Origin of the sequence: Actinoplanes solisilvae (assembly GCF_003999975.1) — a bacterium.
Classification (GTDB): domain Bacteria; phylum Actinomycetota; class Actinomycetes; order Mycobacteriales; family Micromonosporaceae; genus Actinoplanes; species Actinoplanes solisilvae.
Genome location: NZ_RJAC01000009.1, coordinates 222,630 through 237,449 on the forward strand (window position 1 = coordinate 222,630; position 14,820 = coordinate 237,449).

Genomic DNA, 14,820 nt, shown 5'->3' on the forward strand with positions numbered 1-14,820 from the left:
ACTGGAACTGATCGTAGTCAAGATCGACCCTCGGGGCTCGGCCGGCCGGCAAAGATAACCTGTTGCCCCGGTCACGTGCCTCTCAGCCACGCCATGACGCGGTCGAGGACCCAGGCATCGACCGGGCGGGTGAGCTGGCGCCGGTAGCGCCAAAGGGACGGCGGGCCGGGGTCGCGACGCAGGACATGGGTGAGGTCGTCGGGCGTCTCACCCTCGAACGGGCCGGCCACCAGGGCGCCGATGCGGGCCACGTCGCCGGGGTCGACCTGCAGGTCCTTGGCACCGGTGATGGCCAGGAGCGGGCGGTCGATGGCGGCCAGGCCGGGGCGGGGGTCGTGGGCCATGTATTCGCACAGCCAGCGGTCGGTCAGGCGCGAGGCCGGCATGCGGTCGTGGCGCACGGTGGTGGACCGGCGGGCCCGCTCCCGTTCGCGCGCCTGACGCCGGACCAGGATCGTCCCGATCAGCCGGGGCAGGGTGGCCGCGATGCGGTCGCTCTGCCAGGCCATGACCTCGTCGCCGGGCCGGGCGGCCCCGGCCAGCAATACGTAGCCGGCGAGCCCTCTGAGGGTGGTCGCCACCACGGCCCCGGTCGAGTGGCCGACGACGAAGACCCGATCCGGGTCGACCGCGGGGTGCGCTCGCAGGGCGGCCAGGGCGTCGGCGGCGTCGCGGCACTCGTCGTGGAAGCCGGCGCTGAGGTAGTCGCCGCCGGAGGTGCCCACGCCGCGCTTGTCGTAGCGCAGCAGGGCGAAGCCGTGGCCCGCCAGCGCCGCCGCGAGCTGCGGGCCAAGGCCCAGCGACATGCCGGGCATGGCGGAGTCGCGGTCGAGCGGGCCGGAACCGTTGAGCAGCAGCACTCCCGGGTGGCGGCCATCGGCGGCGGGCCGGGTCAGCACGCCGGACAGACGCGCCCCGGCGGCTGGGATCTCAACGCTCTGCTCGTGCAACGTCAGGCCCTTCGCTCGCGGTCCTTGCCCGCAACCCTAGAGCGTCCTAGTTGAACGGTGGCCGGTTCACGCCGAAGATAGAGTGGATCTTCGATGCTCCGACCTCGGTGCGGGCGACGATCACGGCGACCGTGGCCAGGACCGTCGTGACGCCGGCCATGCCCCAGAAGAGCTGGTGGGCCGGGTCGAGCATCGCGAACATGCCGAACAGGCCCAGGGCCAGCGCGCTCACCGCCGCCGTCATCTGCAGGTCGCGCAACAGTTCGTGCAGGATGCGGTGGGCGTCGCGGGCCTCGCCGAAGTGCGACGGCGGCGACCACTTCTCGGTGATCCACAGGCCGATCAGGGTGCCGGTCCAGAAGGCGGCCAGCCACAGGTTCCAGGCGCGGGCGTTGCCGAGGAAGAACGCGGGCGGGATCTCCAGACCGGCGATCGCGAACGGCAGGAACGAGTCCAGGAACGACGGCGCCCACCGCAGCAGCACGCTCATCGCCAGGTACCAGTAGAAGACGCACACGAAGATCAGCAGCAGGGCGATGCTCTGGGCATAGACCAGCAGGCCGGGCTTGGCGAACGTGTTCTGGGCGAGCAGGGCCAGCGCCACGCCCTGGATGATGCTGACGATCGTGATGAAGCCGTTGGGCGATACCTCCAGCGAGCGCCGGATCAGCACCTCGTGGTTCAGCGCCTGGATCGCGTCCCCCCGGACGGGCACGAGGTTCTCCGGGGCGTCGTACGAGGTGTCGTAGAAGGAGTGGCGCGGCGAGGTCGGGCGCCGCCGCCGCGATCTGAGGTCGGGTAGTTCCGCTGCCACGCCGAACATCATGGCCAGCCCGTCAAGACCCGGCCCAAGTCGGCACGTACGGCGTTTTCGCAGCTCAACGCCGTTGCCGGAGTCGATCTCCAACGTGGTTGACCTGTCCGGTCAGGCCGCCCGCCAATGGGGCCGATCCTGGCGATAACGGAACGTGAGGACAGCTTTGCGTGCCGCCCTGGTCACGACGTGTCCCTCGATCACGCTGAGTACACAACAGAGAGGCTAAGCCTTCTTGCGTACGCCTTGACGCGCAAAAGGGCATAAGCGGCACCGGTTTGGACGGCCGTCGCATGGCGGTGCCCGGTCGGCCGGTTCCGCCTCGCCATAGACGAATTTAGGTTGCTGGATATCAACTTCTGAGAGGAGCACGACGTGGTGTCTCGCTCTACGCGGAGACGTCTGGGGGCTGTCGCCCTCGTGGCGGTGCTGCTGGGCACCTTCGCCGTTGCCCAGCCCGCACAGGCGCACGGCAACAGCAACAACAGCACCAAGAACCTGGTCAAGTCCGTCACGCTCGCCGGCGTGCTGCGCCACCTGGTCGCCTTCCAGGCGATCGCGAAGCTCAGCGGCGGCACCCGGGCCTCGGGCACGCCCGGCTACGGACGCAGCGCCGACTACGTCTCGACCCTTATGCGGGCGGCCGGTTACAAGGTGACCCGCCAGCCGTTCGAGTTCAACTTCTGCCAGGAGGAGGGCTCGGCGTTCGCGCAGAACGCCCCCACTCCGGCCACGTACGTCGACCAGACCGACTACGACGTCATGGACTGCTCGGGCAGCGGGACCGCGACCGGCTCGGTCGTCCCGGTCGACCTGCAGCTCACGACCCCGAACACCAGCACCTCGGGCTGCGAGGCGGCTGACTTCGTCGGCGTGACCGGCAGCATCGCGCTCGTACAGCGGGGCTCGTGCCCGTTCGGCCAGAAGGCGGCCAACGCCGAGGCCGCGGGGGCGACCGGCGTCATCATCATGAACCAGGGTGACTCGGCCGCGCCGGACCGCAACGACCTGTTCTTCGGCACGCTGGGCACGCCGGTCGGCATCCCCGCGATCGGCATCTCGTACGCCCAGGGTGTTGCCTTCGCGGGCACCGCGGGCCTGAACCTCACGCTCACCACCGAGACAGTGGCCGACGTTCGCACGACCGAGAACGTCATCGCCGAGTCGAAGTGGGGCGACCCGAACGAGGTCGTCATGAGCGGCGCGCACCTCGACTCGGTTCCCGAGGGCGCGGGCATCAACGACAACGGCACCGGCAGCGCCGGCATCCTCGAGGTCGCGCTGCAGGCCCGCAACCTCAAGTCGAAGAACAAGCTGCGCTTCGCGTGGTGGGGCGCCGAGGAGGCCAACCTGGTCGGCTCGACGTTCTATGTGAACAACCTGAGCGAGGCGGACCACGCGAACATCGCGCTCTACCTCAACTTCGACATGATCGGCTCGCCCAACTACACGTTCGGTGTGTACGACGGCGACAACTCGGACGGCACCGGCGCCGGACCCGGCCCGGACGGCTCGGCGCAGATCGAGAAGGTCTTCGAGGGCTTCTTCGCCGCACGCCGGCAGGCCACCGCGCAGTCCGACTTCACCGGGCGCAGCGACTACGGCCCGTTCATCGCCACCGGCATCCCGGCCGGCGGCCTGTTCACCGGGGCCGAGGTCATCAAGACCCCGGAGGACGTGACGAAGTGGGGCGGCGTCGCGGGTCTGGCCTACGACCCGTGCTACCACCAGAAGTGCGACAGCCTGACGCCCGAACGCGACGGGGCCGACGCGGCCGTCTACAAGCAACTCCGCAAGGCGTACAAGCACCAGCTGGTCGGCAACCTGAACACCTTCGCACTCGAGACCAACGCGGACGCCGTCGCGACCGCGGTGGGCACGTTCGCGCGGGACACGTCGTCGATCCCGCCGCGGGCCGCCGCGGTGGCGGCCCGTTCGGCCGGGGCGAGCCAGACGTCGCACGGCGACTGGCTCCGATAGGAGGATCGCCGAGTGTAGGGCAGGGGGACGAACGGCCGCCGATGATCTTGCGAAATCGGGCTGTTTCGCTGCGGCTGCGGGGCTTTCGTCAGATCGGATCGAGACGTTCGCCCTCTGCTCTGAATGTGCGGTTCGTACCAGAATTTGAGTAAGCCCCGGATGCCGGTGCCGCGCCCCTTCGGACGGGGGACAGGACCATCGGCCCAGCATCCGGGGCGCCCCGGTTGAAGAGCGCATGACGCCCCGCGGGCCGACGCGAGCCGTCTGGTCAGTCGCGGCCGCCCATGTCACCGGTCTGCGGGATGCCGTCGCGCAGGCCGTACCGAAGGAAGACGGCGCCCTTGGACGAGGTGAGAGCGGGCTCGATCAGCTCGAGGTTCGACGGAACGGCGCCGCCGTCGAAGACCTTCTTACCTACGCCGAGCACGATGGGGTAGACCCACAGGTTGAGCTGGTCGAAAAGCCGTTCCCGCAGCAGGGTCTGCACGAAGTTCAGGCTGCCGATGACGTGGATGTCGTCGTGCTTGTCGCGCAGGCCCCGCACCTCGTCGACCAGGTCAGGACCCAGGCGCGTGGAGCCGGCCCAGTCGAGCTGCTTGTCGCCGCGCGTGGCCACGTACTTCGGAATGCGGTTGAACAGGGTGGCGATCCCGCCGTCGGGGCCGTCCTCCTGGTGGGGCCAGTAGCCGGCGAAGATGTCGTAGGTGCGCCGGCCGAGCAGGAGGGCATCTAGGCCCTGCATGCCGGCCCAGACCTGTTCGCCTACGGCCTCGTCGAACAGCGGCGCCTGCCAGCCGCCGAAGTTGAAGTGGCCCTCGGGGTCTTCCTCGGGGCCGCCGGGCGCTTGCGCCACCAGGTCCAGCGTGGTGAACAGGTCGATCTGGATCGTTCCCATGGTGTCCTCCTCGTGTCTCGGCCGTGAGTAAGACTGTCGCGCGGGGACGAACTCATCGGCCGATCACCGAAAACTGATCAGGCAACCGCGCCGCGCGGCTCGAACCCTCACCTTGAGACTCACATCCAGCGCGGCCGCCAGCCACGCCCGGCTCGCCATCACCGGGCATCGGGCATGAGCGAAGCGCGCGCCGGCGGAGTGTTGGGTTTCATTCGATGTCTGGGGATGCCGAGAAGATCGCGCAGCGCAGCGCCGAGATCATGCTGGGGCGGGACGCGGCCAGCCGGGCGCTCGGCATCGAGCTCGAAAGGGTCGCGCCCGGGCGGGCTGTGCTGACCATGCGGGTACGCGCGGACATGGTCAACGGGTACGGGCTGTGTCATGGCGGCCTGATGGCATCGCTCGCCGACACCGCGTTCGCGGTCGCCTGCAACTCGTACGGGGAGATCACGGTCGCGGCCGGGTTCGACGTGACGTTCCTCGAGTCGGGGAAGGCCGGAGCCAACTGATCACCGCAACCGGCGGCCCGCGGGTCGATCGACCCTAGTCGAGGCCCTGGTAGGTCCAGCTCAGCGTGTCGCGGCCCGCGGCGGCGCCGTCCTGCGTGACCGTTCGCGTCACGGTCACGCGGAAGCCGCCGTTGTCGCCGCGGGGCTGGCGCGGGCTGGTGACCGACGAGACCGTGCGGTCGCCGGTGTGGCCGTAGATGCCGACCGTCACCGACGTGTCGGTGGTGTGGGTTCGGATGACGAACGGCGCGGACGTGTCGTTGTGGATGACGTTGTCGATGGCGCGCCAGTCGAGGGTCGCCTCGCGGCCGGGTGGGTAGCGGCTGATGTAGAGCGAGTGCGGCTGGTGCTTGCGGATGTCGAGGCCGGCGAACCAGGCCGCGTTGAACAGCGTCGTCGAGAACTGCGAGACGCCACCCCCGAGCTGGTCCTCGAGCTCTCCGTCGACGATCGCGGGGGCCGGGACGAAACCCCGGGCCCGCGTACGCTCCCCGGCCGCGTCGTTGAGCGAGAAGGTGCCGCCGGCGGGGACGACCGTGCCGTCGATCAGAGCGGCGATCCGGTGGATGTTCGTGACCCGCGGTGCGCAACACGGGTGATAAGTGGTAAATGTCCCAACAAGCTGGTCGACGCCGGCAAATCGAGGCGTGGCATCACCGGGGGCAAGATCGCGCACCGGCAAGGAGACGCGCGCACTCCCCGACTGCACGGCGGCGGTCAGAAGCCGTACGGCGTCGTCGCTCGAAACGCCCCGGCCGGCCACCCCGCGGTCGACCGTCACACCCCGGGAAGAAGCCGTGTACGACACGTCGCCCTTGCCATCGAGCACGGTGCCCGGCCGGGCCAGTCGCACCGACCTGTCGCGCACCGGCGTGTTGACCGGCCGCAGCAGCGTGTCGAGCCTGGCGCGCGCCGCGGCCGAGTCGACGGTCAGCACCGCGGGAACGTCGTGCCGCCCACCGGCCGGGAAACGCAGCCGCGTCGTGCCGATCTCGCGCGCCGTGGCGTCCGCGTCGAGTCGGATGCCCAGCTCCCCCGGTCGTACGGTGAACTGCTCGGACCCGGCCGAGACGGCGACCGGCTGTTCCACCTTGCCTCGGACCGGCCCGTCCAGAGCGGCGCGCAGCTGGGCGTCGTCCTTGCCGCCGAGCGCGACGCCGGCCACGAACGTGTTCGCCGGCGTCACCGGCGAGGGCCTCACGACGAGCACGCCGACACCGACCAGAACCACGAGCACGGCCAGGCCGGCCCACAACGGCCACCGGCCGCGGCGCCGGCGTGGCGGCGGGACGGCGGCGGTGCCCGTCCAGCGCTGCGATGTTGTCATGAACCGATCATGCGTCGGGCCGGCTTCTTCGCCACGTGATCGTGTCCGGCGTCGCCCCTGCTGAGCAGGGCGGACCGGGCCTGGGCGATGGTCCAGCGCTGGGCCGGGTCGGCCGCGAGCAGGCCCGCGATGACCCGGGCGAGAGGTCCGGCGCGGTGGAACGGGGCCGGTGTCGCCTCGGTGACGGCCAGCACGGTGGCGAACAGGTCACCCCGGTCGAACGGGGACCGGCCCTCGACGGCGGCGTAGAGGGTCGCGCCGAGCGAGAACAGGTCGCTGGCCGGTTCGGGCCGGGAGCCGTACAGCTGCTCGGGCGAGACGAAAGCGGGGCTGCCCTGGAAGCCGTCGGCCGGTGGGCCCGAGGCGTCGTCGGGGGTCCAGGCGATACCGAAATCGATCAGCACCACCCGGCCGTCGTCGCAGAGCTGCACGTTGCCGGGCTTGACGTCGCGGTGCACGACGCCGGCCCGGTGCACGGCCTCGAGCGCGTCGAGCAGTCGCAGGCCGATGCGGCGCACCTGCTCGACCGGCAGCGGGCCGTCCTGCTTGATCGTCGCGCCGAGGGTGCGGCCGGTCAGCGCCTCCATGACGATCCACGGGTCGTCCGCGTCGCGAACCAGGTCGAGGATCCGTACGGTGCCGGGGTGCACGACGCTCGCGGCGGCGCGGGCCTCGTCCAGCGCCCGCACCCGGGCGCCGGGGCCCTCGTCCAGCGTGACCTGCTTGATCGCGACCGGGCGATCGAGCAGTTCGTCGTCGGCCAGCCAGACCGAACCCATCCCGCCGCGGCCGAGCAGCGCGCCGAGCCGGTAGCGGCCGGCGATCAGCCGTTCGTCCTGCTCAGCGGCCGCCGGCCGGGGTGCGTGCGGGAGAGTCCTCATGGCAGTTGACTCTGCCGAAACAGCCGAGGCGTGTCGTCCTGGCGAGCACCCAACCCGACTACCGGCTAACTGGAAGAAGCCGCGCTGCTCGCGTCGGCGTAGCGCAGGACGGCGCCGATGCCGTGTTCGAGGTCGACCTCGCCGGGTTCGATCAGGATGAGCTGGGCGCCGGTCCCGGCGATGGCCCGCACGAGGGCGGCGTCGGCCCGTACGAGAAGGGGGTCGGTAACGCCGGCCTCGCGCAGGGGCTGGTCGTCGACCGAGATCAGCGTGACGTCGTCGGGGGCGATCCACAGCTTGTCGGTCGAGGACTCGTCGTTGACCAGCAGCACCGTGTCGGCCTGGCCGCGCTGCAGCCGGGTCACCACGTCGCTCAGGCCGGTGCTGGCGCTGCCCTCGCCCTGCTGCACCCGGAACCGGTCGATGACGTCCCGCACGTGCTTCTGGGCGGTGTCGGTGATCGCGCGCATCGTGACGTCGTCGAGCGCGGTCTCGTCGGCGCCGGCGCCCCGCGAGCCGGCCTCGGTGCGCACCACGTGGTCGTGCCAGCGCTTGGGCAGCTTGGGGACCAGGTCGTCGACGGCGTGCACGTCGCCGCCGACCACGATGACCTCGGCGCCTACCTGCTCGGCCAGCTCGGCTGCGGCCGCGGCCACGTCACCGGCGTTGCGGCGCCAGCTCTCCTCGACCGAGCGCTGGTAGCGCGCTTGCGACCAGCCGCCGACCTTCGTCTTGTGGATCGGGTAGGGGTCGGAGCCCTTGACCTTGTCGCTGCGCGGTGCGCCGCCCACGGTCAGCGCGTTCAGGTCGGCGCCGGCGCGGTCGGCGAGCACCCGGACGTACGGGACCTCTTCTCCCCGGGCGGCGATGAGCGGCATGGCGTGCGGGAACGGCTCGACGAAGGCGTTCTCTGAGACCGGCGGCTCGGACAGCGTCTCGACCAGGGCTACGTCGGTGCCGCGCGCGAAGACGGCGACGCCGTAGCGGCCATGCTCGTACGGTCGCTGCCGGATGGTGTCCTCGATCGCGTCGATCGTCGCCGGGTCGGCGCCCTTGGCGACCAGGTGCTCCCGCATGGCGCGCAGGCGCAGGTCGACCTCGTGATCGGCCTTCTGCTCGGAGCGGGTCGCGTCGAGATAGACGGAGACCCACGGGCCGGGGCTTTCGTACAGGGGGCGCAGGAATGCCAGGTTCATGACGTGCACCTTCCGCTGGGAGTAATCAGTACCCGCCGTACCCAGGAAGAGCCCGCCCGGATCTGTGACCGCGCCCACCTGTGTCACATCGAGGGCCTGCTCGTGGTCCCTAATGAAAGGACTGAGAGGGGCGGGACATGGCGCGGGTGGTCGTAGGCATCGACGGGTCCGAGCAGGCGTTGGTGGCGGTGCGGGCGGGCGCCGTCGAGGCCGCCCGGCGGCATCTGCCGCTGCGGATCGTGCACGCCTTCGTCTGGCCGCTGCTGCACGTGAAGGTCGGGCCGGTCGCCGACGACATGCCGGGTACGGGTCTGGAGCATCACGCCGAGGAGTTGCTCGGCGAGGCGGCCGCTGTCGCCCGCGAGGTCGCCCCCGCGCTGGAGATCACCACCGACCTGGTCGACGGCGCGGCGACGCCCGTGATCATCGAGGCGTCGCGGAACGCCACGTTGCTGGTGCTCGGCGACCGAGGACTGGGCAGCATCAGCGGCCTGATCGTCGGGTCGGTCGCCGTGCACGCGACCGCGCACGCCCACTGCCCGGTGCTGATCGTCCGGGGGGCGGTGACGCCGTCCGGGCCGATCGTGGTCGGTGTGGACGGGTCCGAGTCCTCCGAGCTGGCCGTCGCGTTCGCGTACGAGGAGGCGGCTCGCCGCGCGGCCCCGCTGAACGCCGTGATCGCCTGGCACGAGGCCGACCCGGCCGGCGCGCACGAGTGGCGCTCGGCCGAGTATTCGGCCGAGATCTTCGAGAACGAGGCGCGCCGGGTGCTGAGCGAGTCACTGGCCGGCTGGCGCGAGAAGTTCCCCGAGGTCGAGGTAAACCCCGAGGCCGTACGTGGGCACCCGCGGCAGGTGCTGGTCGAGCGTTCGAAGACCGCGCAGCTCGTGGTGGCCGGGGCGCGCGGCCGGGACACGTTCAAGGGCCTGCTGCTCGGATCGGTCAGCCAGTCCCTCGTCTACCACGCCGGCTGCCCGGTCGCCGTCGTCCGTGGCACCACGCTCTGAGAGGACCCTTTCGTGAAGATCGCAGTCATCGGCGGCACCGGACTCATCGGGTCGCGTGTCGTCGGCATCCTGAAGGCGAACGGGCACGACGCGGTGGCGCACTCGCGGGCCACCGGGGTCGACCTGCGCAGCGGCCAGGGCGTCCCGCAGGCCCTCAAGGGCGCCGACGTCGTGGTCAACCTGACCAAGCCGGAGAAGTTCGACGAGAGCGCGCTCGTCTTCTTCCGCGAGACGATGGAGAACCTGCTGCTGGCGGCCGAGGACGCCGAGGTCGGCCACCTGGTCATCCTGTCGATCGTCGGCGCCGAGAAGGTGCCCGACCTGGTCTACTACCAGGCTCGGGTGCTGCAGGAGAAGATCCTCGAGCAGAGCGACATCCCGTACTCGATCGTGCGTTCCACGCAGTTCTTCGAGTTCATCGAGACGGTCCTCTCGTGGACGTCGGACGACACCGCCGTACGCCTGCCGGCCGTCCTGATGCAGCCGATCGCCGCCGCCGACGTGGCCCGCACCGTGGCCGCGGTCGCGGTGACCGGCCCGCTCGAGGAGACCCGCAACATCGCCGGCCCGGAGGTGCACCCGCTCGACAACCTCGGCCGGATGACCCTGGCCGCCCGCGGCGACGAGCGCCCGGTGATCACCGACCCGGACGCCGGCTTCTTCTCGGTGGCGAACGGCGTCGCACTCATCGCCGACGAGAGCACGCTACTGACGGAGACGACGTTCCGGCACTGGCTCACATCCTGATCAGCGCGTTGCCGCCCAGCATGAGCAGGTCGGCCCCGGCGATCAGGGCCAGGCTCAGGTGCAGGTGCCGCGAGGCCTGTTCAGGGTCGGTGCCGCGGGCGCCGCGCACGGCGAAGAACAGGCCCGCGAGCACCAGCGGGATGCCGCCGATCAGCAGCAGCCCGACCGAGCCCGGGGTGTGACCGCCGCTCACCAGCAGTGTGATCATCACCGTCGGGACGATGCCGAACACCAGCACGGCGATTCCGGCGTACCACCGCAGCGACCGCGTCGCCTCCATGAAACCCACCTTTCGACGACGTGAATGGTAGCCGGGGTGGCCGAGCGCATCGGTGGGAAGCGGCCGGGGTTCGCCGCGGTGGGCACCATGACCGACGTGCCGGTCGAGGGGCGGCGCATGTGCGGGTCGGTCTCCTACTATCGCGAGTTCCCGACGACAACGGTTACGCCCACCCGATCGAGGGCGTCGTCGCGGTCGTCGATCTCACGGCCCGGGAGGTGGTGGCGGTGCACGGCGCTCGACGTACCGCCGACGGAGGCCGAGCATTGTCACTGATCGCCCGGGTTGCCCCCGCGCCGCAGGTCGCCCGGCTCTCCGCCGGGGTGGCGGCGGCCTGCCTCGTCGCCCACGTCGCCCTGCTCGGGGTGGCGGGCGCGGCCGCGGCGCCGATGCTCGCGCTGTCGCTGGTCTGCGCGGTCTGCGCGCGCGGCGGGTGGCGGGGGCGGTGCTCCCGGGGTGAACAGGTGACGATGGTCGTGCTGAGCGCGCTGATGCTGCTCACCCATCAGTGGATCGGGCACGCTCACGGGCCGTACGCGACGGTGTTGACGCAGTTCACCACGGGGCTGGCCGCCACCCAGCTCGGCCTGGGGGTGTTGGCCCTGCTGCGGGGCCGTTGACCGGCACCGCGGCCGTCGCGGGTCACTCCCCGGACGCCGGCCCGGTCGAGGTCCCTTCTTGAGACCGTGGCGTGTCACGTCCGGGAGTCGCCGCCCGACGCTGGGAGAGCATTCTCGCGCCGGTGGCGGCGGCCAGAAGCAGCCAGATGGCAGGCCTCCACCACGGGCTGACACCGACGATCACGCCGGCGAGCTGAATCATTCCGATGCTCAGAAAGGCGAGCGGAACCCAGGGCGGGCTGTCCGGACGGCGCGTCGACCGGCCTCGCCCTTCCCACCACCACCGCACCATCATGGCGATCGACGTCATCATCAGGATGAGACCGACGAACACCACGCCGGCCGAGATCACATCGAGCATGCGCTTCCTCCCGGCTCATCGTATTGATCGACAGCAAACCCGAACGGCCATGATCGTGACCGATCGCGCATCCGGGACGGGTCGCGTGGACGGTTGCGGACGCAAGGGGGAGGATGAATCGTCAAGTCGTGGTGGATCTGGAGGGGCACATGCCGTCGCGCACCGACGTCGTTGAAGATCTGATGAGCCGGTTCCCGCACGTTCCGCGCGAGGCGGTGATCAAGGAGGACCTGCTCCGGGGAGGCCTCGCCTTCGACGACTCGGCCCTGACCGACAACGAGCGGGGCGACGTCAAGCCGAAGTCGTACTTCATCTTCTCGTTCGACCACCGCACCCTGCCCGAGCTGGGCCAGGCCGCGCTGCGCCGCCCACCCGAGGAGATCGTGCTCACCGGCGGGCCGTACGAGCTTCGCCGCACGGTCGTGTCGGTGCGCGTCAACCCCGACTCGCCGTACCGCGCGAAGGCCGACGACGACGGCATGCTGCGCCTCTATCTGGACGGCAAGCCGATCGCCGACATCGGGCTACCACCGATGCCCGACTACTACCGCCACACGCTCCCGAACGGGAAGTCGGTGATGGAGGTCGCCCCGACGATCCAGTGGGGCTACCTGATCTATCTGACCGCGTTCCGGGTCTGTCAGTACTTCGGCGCCAAGGAGGAGTGCCAGTACTGCGACATCAACCACAACTGGCGCCAGCACAAGGCGGCCGGACGCCCGTACACCGGGGTGAAGCCGGTCGACGAGATCCTCGAAGCACTCGAGATCATCGACAAGCACGACACCGCCCGTACGTCTCAGGCTTACACGCTGACCGGCGGAAGCATCACGTCGCACATCGGCGGCAAGACCGAGGCCGACTTCTACGGCCAGTACGCCCAGGCGATCGAGGAGCGGTTCCCCGGGCGCTGGATCGGCAAGGTCGTCGCGCAGGCGCTGCCCAAGGCCGACGTGCAGCGGTTCAAGGACTACGGCATCCAGATCTACCACCCCAACTACGAGGTGTGGGACAAGAAGCTGTTCGAGCTCTACTGCCCCGGCAAGGAGCGCTACGTGGGCCGCGAGGAGTGGCACCGACGCATCCTCGACTCGGCCGAGATCTTCGGGCCGCGCAACGTGATCCCGAACTTCGTCGCCGGGGTCGAGATGGCCGCGCCGCACGGCTTCACCACCGTCGACGAGGCCATCGACTCGACCGCCGAGGGCCTGCAGTACTTCATGTCGCGCGGGATCACACCGCGGTTCACCACCTGGTGCCCCGAGCCGACCACGCCGCTGGGCCGCACCAACCCGCAGGGCGCGCCGCTGGAATATCACGTGCGGCTGCTGGAGACGTACCGTGCCGTGATGGAGGCCAACGGTCTTTCGAGCCCGCCCGGGTACGGTCCTCCCGGACCCGGACGGGCCGTGTTCTCGGTCAGCTCGTTCATGGACAGCCTGCCCGCCAAGGACTGAGCTGTTCTAGCGCCAAGTTATGTCGGACGCCGAGTAAAGGCAGTTGACCCCGTCCGCACCGCTACCGATGTGGTCGGGTTCGCTGCCTTTCGGCACGCCCTTGTACTTGTCGCAGATGACCGTGCTGCGCGAACTGTCGTTCAGGATGTTGATGTTGGTAAACCGGGCGGTGTCGCCCCAGTTCGTGTTGATGCCGGCCAGCACCTTGGTCGACGTCGCCCAGATGTTGTCCATGACGACGTGCCGCTGATAACTCGACGAGCAGTTGCCGCACGCGCGGTACAGCTTGCCCGAGCTCTGCGCGTAGAAGCCGCTGATGTGGACGGTGCCCGGCCTGTTGTGCTGGAACACCTTGTCGGTGCCCGACTTCGCGCCGCCGCCGACCACGTAGTAGTTCGTGCCGCCCAGGAACGTCGCCGCGTCCTCGCCGACGTCCTCCCACCAAACGTTCTCGAGCCGGCAGTTGCCCGCGCAGTGCACGCCGTCGCCGGCCGGGGCACCGATGATGACGTTCTTGAGCGTCGCGCCCGCGGCCAGGTCGAAGACCGGGTCCTGGCTCTCGCTCTGCCCGCCGTCGCCGATGCAGCAGACCCGCTTCATGCCGCCGTCGTAGGTGCCGGAGACGGCGATGGTGCCGTTGGACAGGCTGATCGAGCCGGTCGCGCTCGGCCAGGTGGGCTGCCCTCCGGACGGGGGAGGCGTGGTAGTGGGAGGCGGTGTCGTCGGGGTGCTGCCCCCACCCGTGTTCACCGCTACATCGTCAAAACCGGCCGAGGCGTACGCGGTCTGGAGACCGACGCGGCCGCCGGCGCTGACCGAACTGGCCGCGGAGCCGATCGCGGTGCCGTTGACGCTGCCGTTGATCGTGGAGCCGCTGACCGCCAGGCTCAGCGAATACCACGTGCCGGTCGCGATCGTGCGTGACGAGCTGGCCAGCACGGTGACGCTGCCGCTGTTCACGGCCTGCAACTGGGCCGCGCCCGACAGCAGGGCCAGGCGATAGAAGGTGGTCGAGCTCTTCGAGCTGTTCGGGAGCGCTCCCGAACCGGGGATGTGATCATTGAGCGATGTCCGCCCCCCTCGCCGTGCAGACCACCGGCCGCGCCGACGGGCCCCTGCTGCTCCTGCTCGCGGGCCAGGCCAACTCCCACGCGTGGTGGACCGGCTTGCGCGAGCTCTTCGAGGACCGGTTCCGAGTCGTCACCTTCGACTACCGCGGTACGGGTTCCAGCCGCGGCCCGGTCGGCGAATGGTCCACGGCCGGCTTCGCCGACGACGCCGCCGCTGTCCTGCGGGACCGTCCGGCCTTCGTCTACGGCACCTCGATGGGCGGCCGGGTGGCCCAGCACCTGGCGGCCCGTCACCCGTCCCTGGTCGAGCGGCTGGTGCTGGCCTGCACCTCCCCCGGCGGCGCCCACGCCGTCGAGCGCTCCGCCGACATACGCCGTCGCCTGTCCACGGCCCGGATCGACACGCTGCGCGAGCTCTTCTACACCCCAGCTTGGACCGGCGAGAGCCACCTCTTCGGCGACCCGACCATGACCCCCGCCGAGAGCCGGGCGCACCTGCGAGCCAGCAACCGCCACGACGCGTGGGACGTGCTCCCCCAGATCAAGGCGCCCACCCTGGTCCTGCACGGCACCGACGACCTCATGGTCCCGGCGGCCAACGCCCCGCTGCTGGCCGCCCGCATCCCCGGCGCCACGCTCCACCTGCACGAGGGCGGCCGCCACGGCTTCTTCGACGAGTTCGCCTTCGAGCTGACCCCCCTGATCGACGACTTCCTTCGTTCCTGA

At 70.3% G+C, this 14,820-nt stretch carries 16 protein-coding genes; 7 read left to right on the top strand and 9 right to left on the bottom strand.

All coding sequences use genetic code 11. The features are described from left to right. Nucleotides 1-71: 71 nt before the first annotated feature. The gene (locus EER30_RS23735) at nucleotides 72-950 is read right to left on the bottom strand and encodes an alpha/beta hydrolase family protein (protein WP_127502707.1); all 879 of its coding nucleotides are present in this window, start codon (nucleotides 948-950) and stop codon (nucleotides 72-74) included. A 46-nt stretch (nucleotides 951-996) separates the two neighbouring features. Beyond that, nucleotides 997-1,764 (bottom strand): hypothetical protein, encoded by a 768-nt coding sequence (locus EER30_RS23740; protein WP_127502708.1) that lies wholly within the window; start codon nucleotides 1,762-1,764, stop codon nucleotides 997-999. A gap of 375 nt (nucleotides 1,765-2,139) precedes the next feature. Between EER30_RS23740 and EER30_RS48855 the strand changes: the two genes are divergently transcribed. Then, complete coding sequence (locus EER30_RS48855; RefSeq protein ID WP_127502709.1) at nucleotides 2,140-3,744, top strand: M28 family peptidase; 1,605 nt, start codon at nucleotides 2,140-2,142, stop codon at nucleotides 3,742-3,744. Nucleotides 3,745-4,012: 268 nt separating this feature from the next. Here EER30_RS48855 and EER30_RS23750 read toward each other — a convergent pair whose 3' ends face one another. Further along, nucleotides 4,013-4,639, bottom strand: a complete 627-nt coding sequence (locus EER30_RS23750; RefSeq protein WP_127502710.1) for a dihydrofolate reductase family protein — start codon at nucleotides 4,637-4,639, stop codon at nucleotides 4,013-4,015. 215 nt (nucleotides 4,640-4,854) lie between these two features. Here EER30_RS23750 and EER30_RS23755 point away from each other — a divergent pair, with 215 nt between their 5' ends. Continuing rightward, complete coding sequence (locus tag EER30_RS23755; protein WP_127502711.1) at nucleotides 4,855-5,148, top strand: hotdog fold thioesterase; 294 nt, start codon at nucleotides 4,855-4,857, stop codon at nucleotides 5,146-5,148. Between the two features lie 34 nt (nucleotides 5,149-5,182). Here the strand turns inward: EER30_RS23755 and EER30_RS23760 are convergent, their stop codons facing one another. The 3 genes from EER30_RS23760 to EER30_RS23770 all read right to left on the bottom strand — a co-directional run bounded on the left by EER30_RS23760 (nucleotide 5,183) and on the right by EER30_RS23770 (nucleotide 8,552). Further along, a complete protein-coding gene (locus EER30_RS23760) occupies nucleotides 5,183-6,475 on the bottom strand; it encodes a VanW family protein (protein ID WP_127502712.1) in 1,293 nt (430 codons plus the stop codon). After that, nucleotides 6,472-7,356 carry a serine/threonine-protein kinase gene (locus EER30_RS23765; RefSeq protein WP_127502713.1) on the bottom strand — a complete coding sequence of 295 codons (885 nt, stop codon included), beginning with the start codon at nucleotides 7,354-7,356 and terminating at the stop codon, nucleotides 6,472-6,474. Before EER30_RS23765 ends, EER30_RS23760 begins: the two co-directional genes overlap by 4 nt. Before the next feature lie 65 nt (nucleotides 7,357-7,421). Next, nucleotides 7,422-8,552, bottom strand: a complete 1,131-nt coding sequence (locus tag EER30_RS23770; protein ID WP_127502714.1) for a baeRF2 domain-containing protein — start codon at nucleotides 8,550-8,552, stop codon at nucleotides 7,422-7,424. Between the two features lie 137 nt (nucleotides 8,553-8,689). Here EER30_RS23770 and EER30_RS23775 point away from each other — a divergent pair, with 137 nt between their 5' ends. Together EER30_RS23775 and EER30_RS23780 are read left to right on the top strand one after the other, a co-directional pair. Next, on the top strand, nucleotides 8,690-9,559 hold the full coding sequence (locus tag EER30_RS23775) for a universal stress protein (protein ID WP_127502715.1): 870 nt from the start codon (nucleotides 8,690-8,692) through the stop codon (nucleotides 9,557-9,559). 12 nt (nucleotides 9,560-9,571) lie between these two features. Continuing rightward, nucleotides 9,572-10,306 (top strand): SDR family oxidoreductase, encoded by a 735-nt coding sequence (locus EER30_RS23780; protein WP_127502716.1) that lies wholly within the window; start codon nucleotides 9,572-9,574, stop codon nucleotides 10,304-10,306. Here EER30_RS23780 and EER30_RS23785 read toward each other — a convergent pair. Next, a complete protein-coding gene (locus EER30_RS23785; RefSeq protein WP_127502717.1) occupies nucleotides 10,296-10,586 on the bottom strand; it encodes a hypothetical protein in 291 nt (96 codons plus the stop codon). The two genes, EER30_RS23780 and EER30_RS23785, sit on opposite strands and share 11 nt — an antisense overlap. Nucleotides 10,587-10,705: 119 nt before the next feature. Here EER30_RS23785 and EER30_RS23790 point away from each other — a divergent pair, with 119 nt between their 5' ends. Continuing rightward, a complete protein-coding gene (locus tag EER30_RS23790; protein ID WP_127502718.1) occupies nucleotides 10,706-11,206 on the top strand; it encodes a hypothetical protein in 501 nt (166 codons plus the stop codon). Between the two features lie 22 nt (nucleotides 11,207-11,228). Here EER30_RS23790 and EER30_RS23795 read toward each other — a convergent pair whose 3' ends face one another. After that, nucleotides 11,229-11,567 (bottom strand): hypothetical protein, encoded by a 339-nt coding sequence (locus EER30_RS23795; protein ID WP_127502719.1) that lies wholly within the window; start codon nucleotides 11,565-11,567, stop codon nucleotides 11,229-11,231. 113 nt (nucleotides 11,568-11,680) lie between these two features. Here EER30_RS23795 and EER30_RS23800 point away from each other — a divergent pair, with 113 nt between their 5' ends. Further along, complete coding sequence (locus tag EER30_RS23800; RefSeq protein ID WP_240670262.1) at nucleotides 11,681-13,024, top strand: radical SAM protein; 1,344 nt, start codon at nucleotides 11,681-11,683, stop codon at nucleotides 13,022-13,024. A gap of 6 nt (nucleotides 13,025-13,030) precedes the next feature. Here EER30_RS23800 and EER30_RS23805 read toward each other — a convergent pair whose 3' ends face one another. Beyond that, entirely contained in the window at nucleotides 13,031-13,984 is a 954-nt protein-coding gene (locus EER30_RS23805) for a pectate lyase (RefSeq protein ID WP_240670263.1), read from the bottom strand. 107 nt (nucleotides 13,985-14,091) lie between these two features. On the opposite strand from EER30_RS23805, the gene EER30_RS23810 reads away from it, so the two are divergent. Next, nucleotides 14,092-14,820, top strand: coding sequence for an alpha/beta fold hydrolase (locus EER30_RS23810; protein ID WP_127502721.1), 729 nt, complete (start codon nucleotides 14,092-14,094; stop codon nucleotides 14,818-14,820).

Coding starts and splice junctions, on each gene's coding strand:
- EER30_RS23800 (WP_240670262.1), top strand. CDS start 11,681: ATGAATCGTCAAGTCGTGGTGGATCTGGAGGGGCACATGCCGTCGCGC.
- EER30_RS23785 (WP_127502717.1), bottom strand. CDS start 10,586: ATGGAGGCGACGCGGTCGCTGCGGTGGTACGCCGGAATCGCCGTGCTG.
- EER30_RS23770 (WP_127502714.1), bottom strand. CDS start 8,552: ATGAACCTGGCATTCCTGCGCCCCCTGTACGAAAGCCCCGGCCCGTGG.
- EER30_RS23810 (WP_127502721.1), top strand. CDS start 14,092: ATGTCCGCCCCCCTCGCCGTGCAGACCACCGGCCGCGCCGACGGGCCC.
- EER30_RS23765 (WP_127502713.1), bottom strand. CDS start 7,356: ATGAGGACTCTCCCGCACGCACCCCGGCCGGCGGCCGCTGAGCAGGAC.
- EER30_RS23755 (WP_127502711.1), top strand. CDS start 4,855: ATGTCTGGGGATGCCGAGAAGATCGCGCAGCGCAGCGCCGAGATCATG.
- EER30_RS23775 (WP_127502715.1), top strand. CDS start 8,690: ATGGCGCGGGTGGTCGTAGGCATCGACGGGTCCGAGCAGGCGTTGGTG.
- EER30_RS23750 (WP_127502710.1), bottom strand. CDS start 4,639: ATGGGAACGATCCAGATCGACCTGTTCACCACGCTGGACCTGGTGGCG.
- EER30_RS23795 (WP_127502719.1), bottom strand. CDS start 11,567: ATGCTCGATGTGATCTCGGCCGGCGTGGTGTTCGTCGGTCTCATCCTG.
- EER30_RS23760 (WP_127502712.1), bottom strand. CDS start 6,475: ATGACAACATCGCAGCGCTGGACGGGCACCGCCGCCGTCCCGCCGCCA.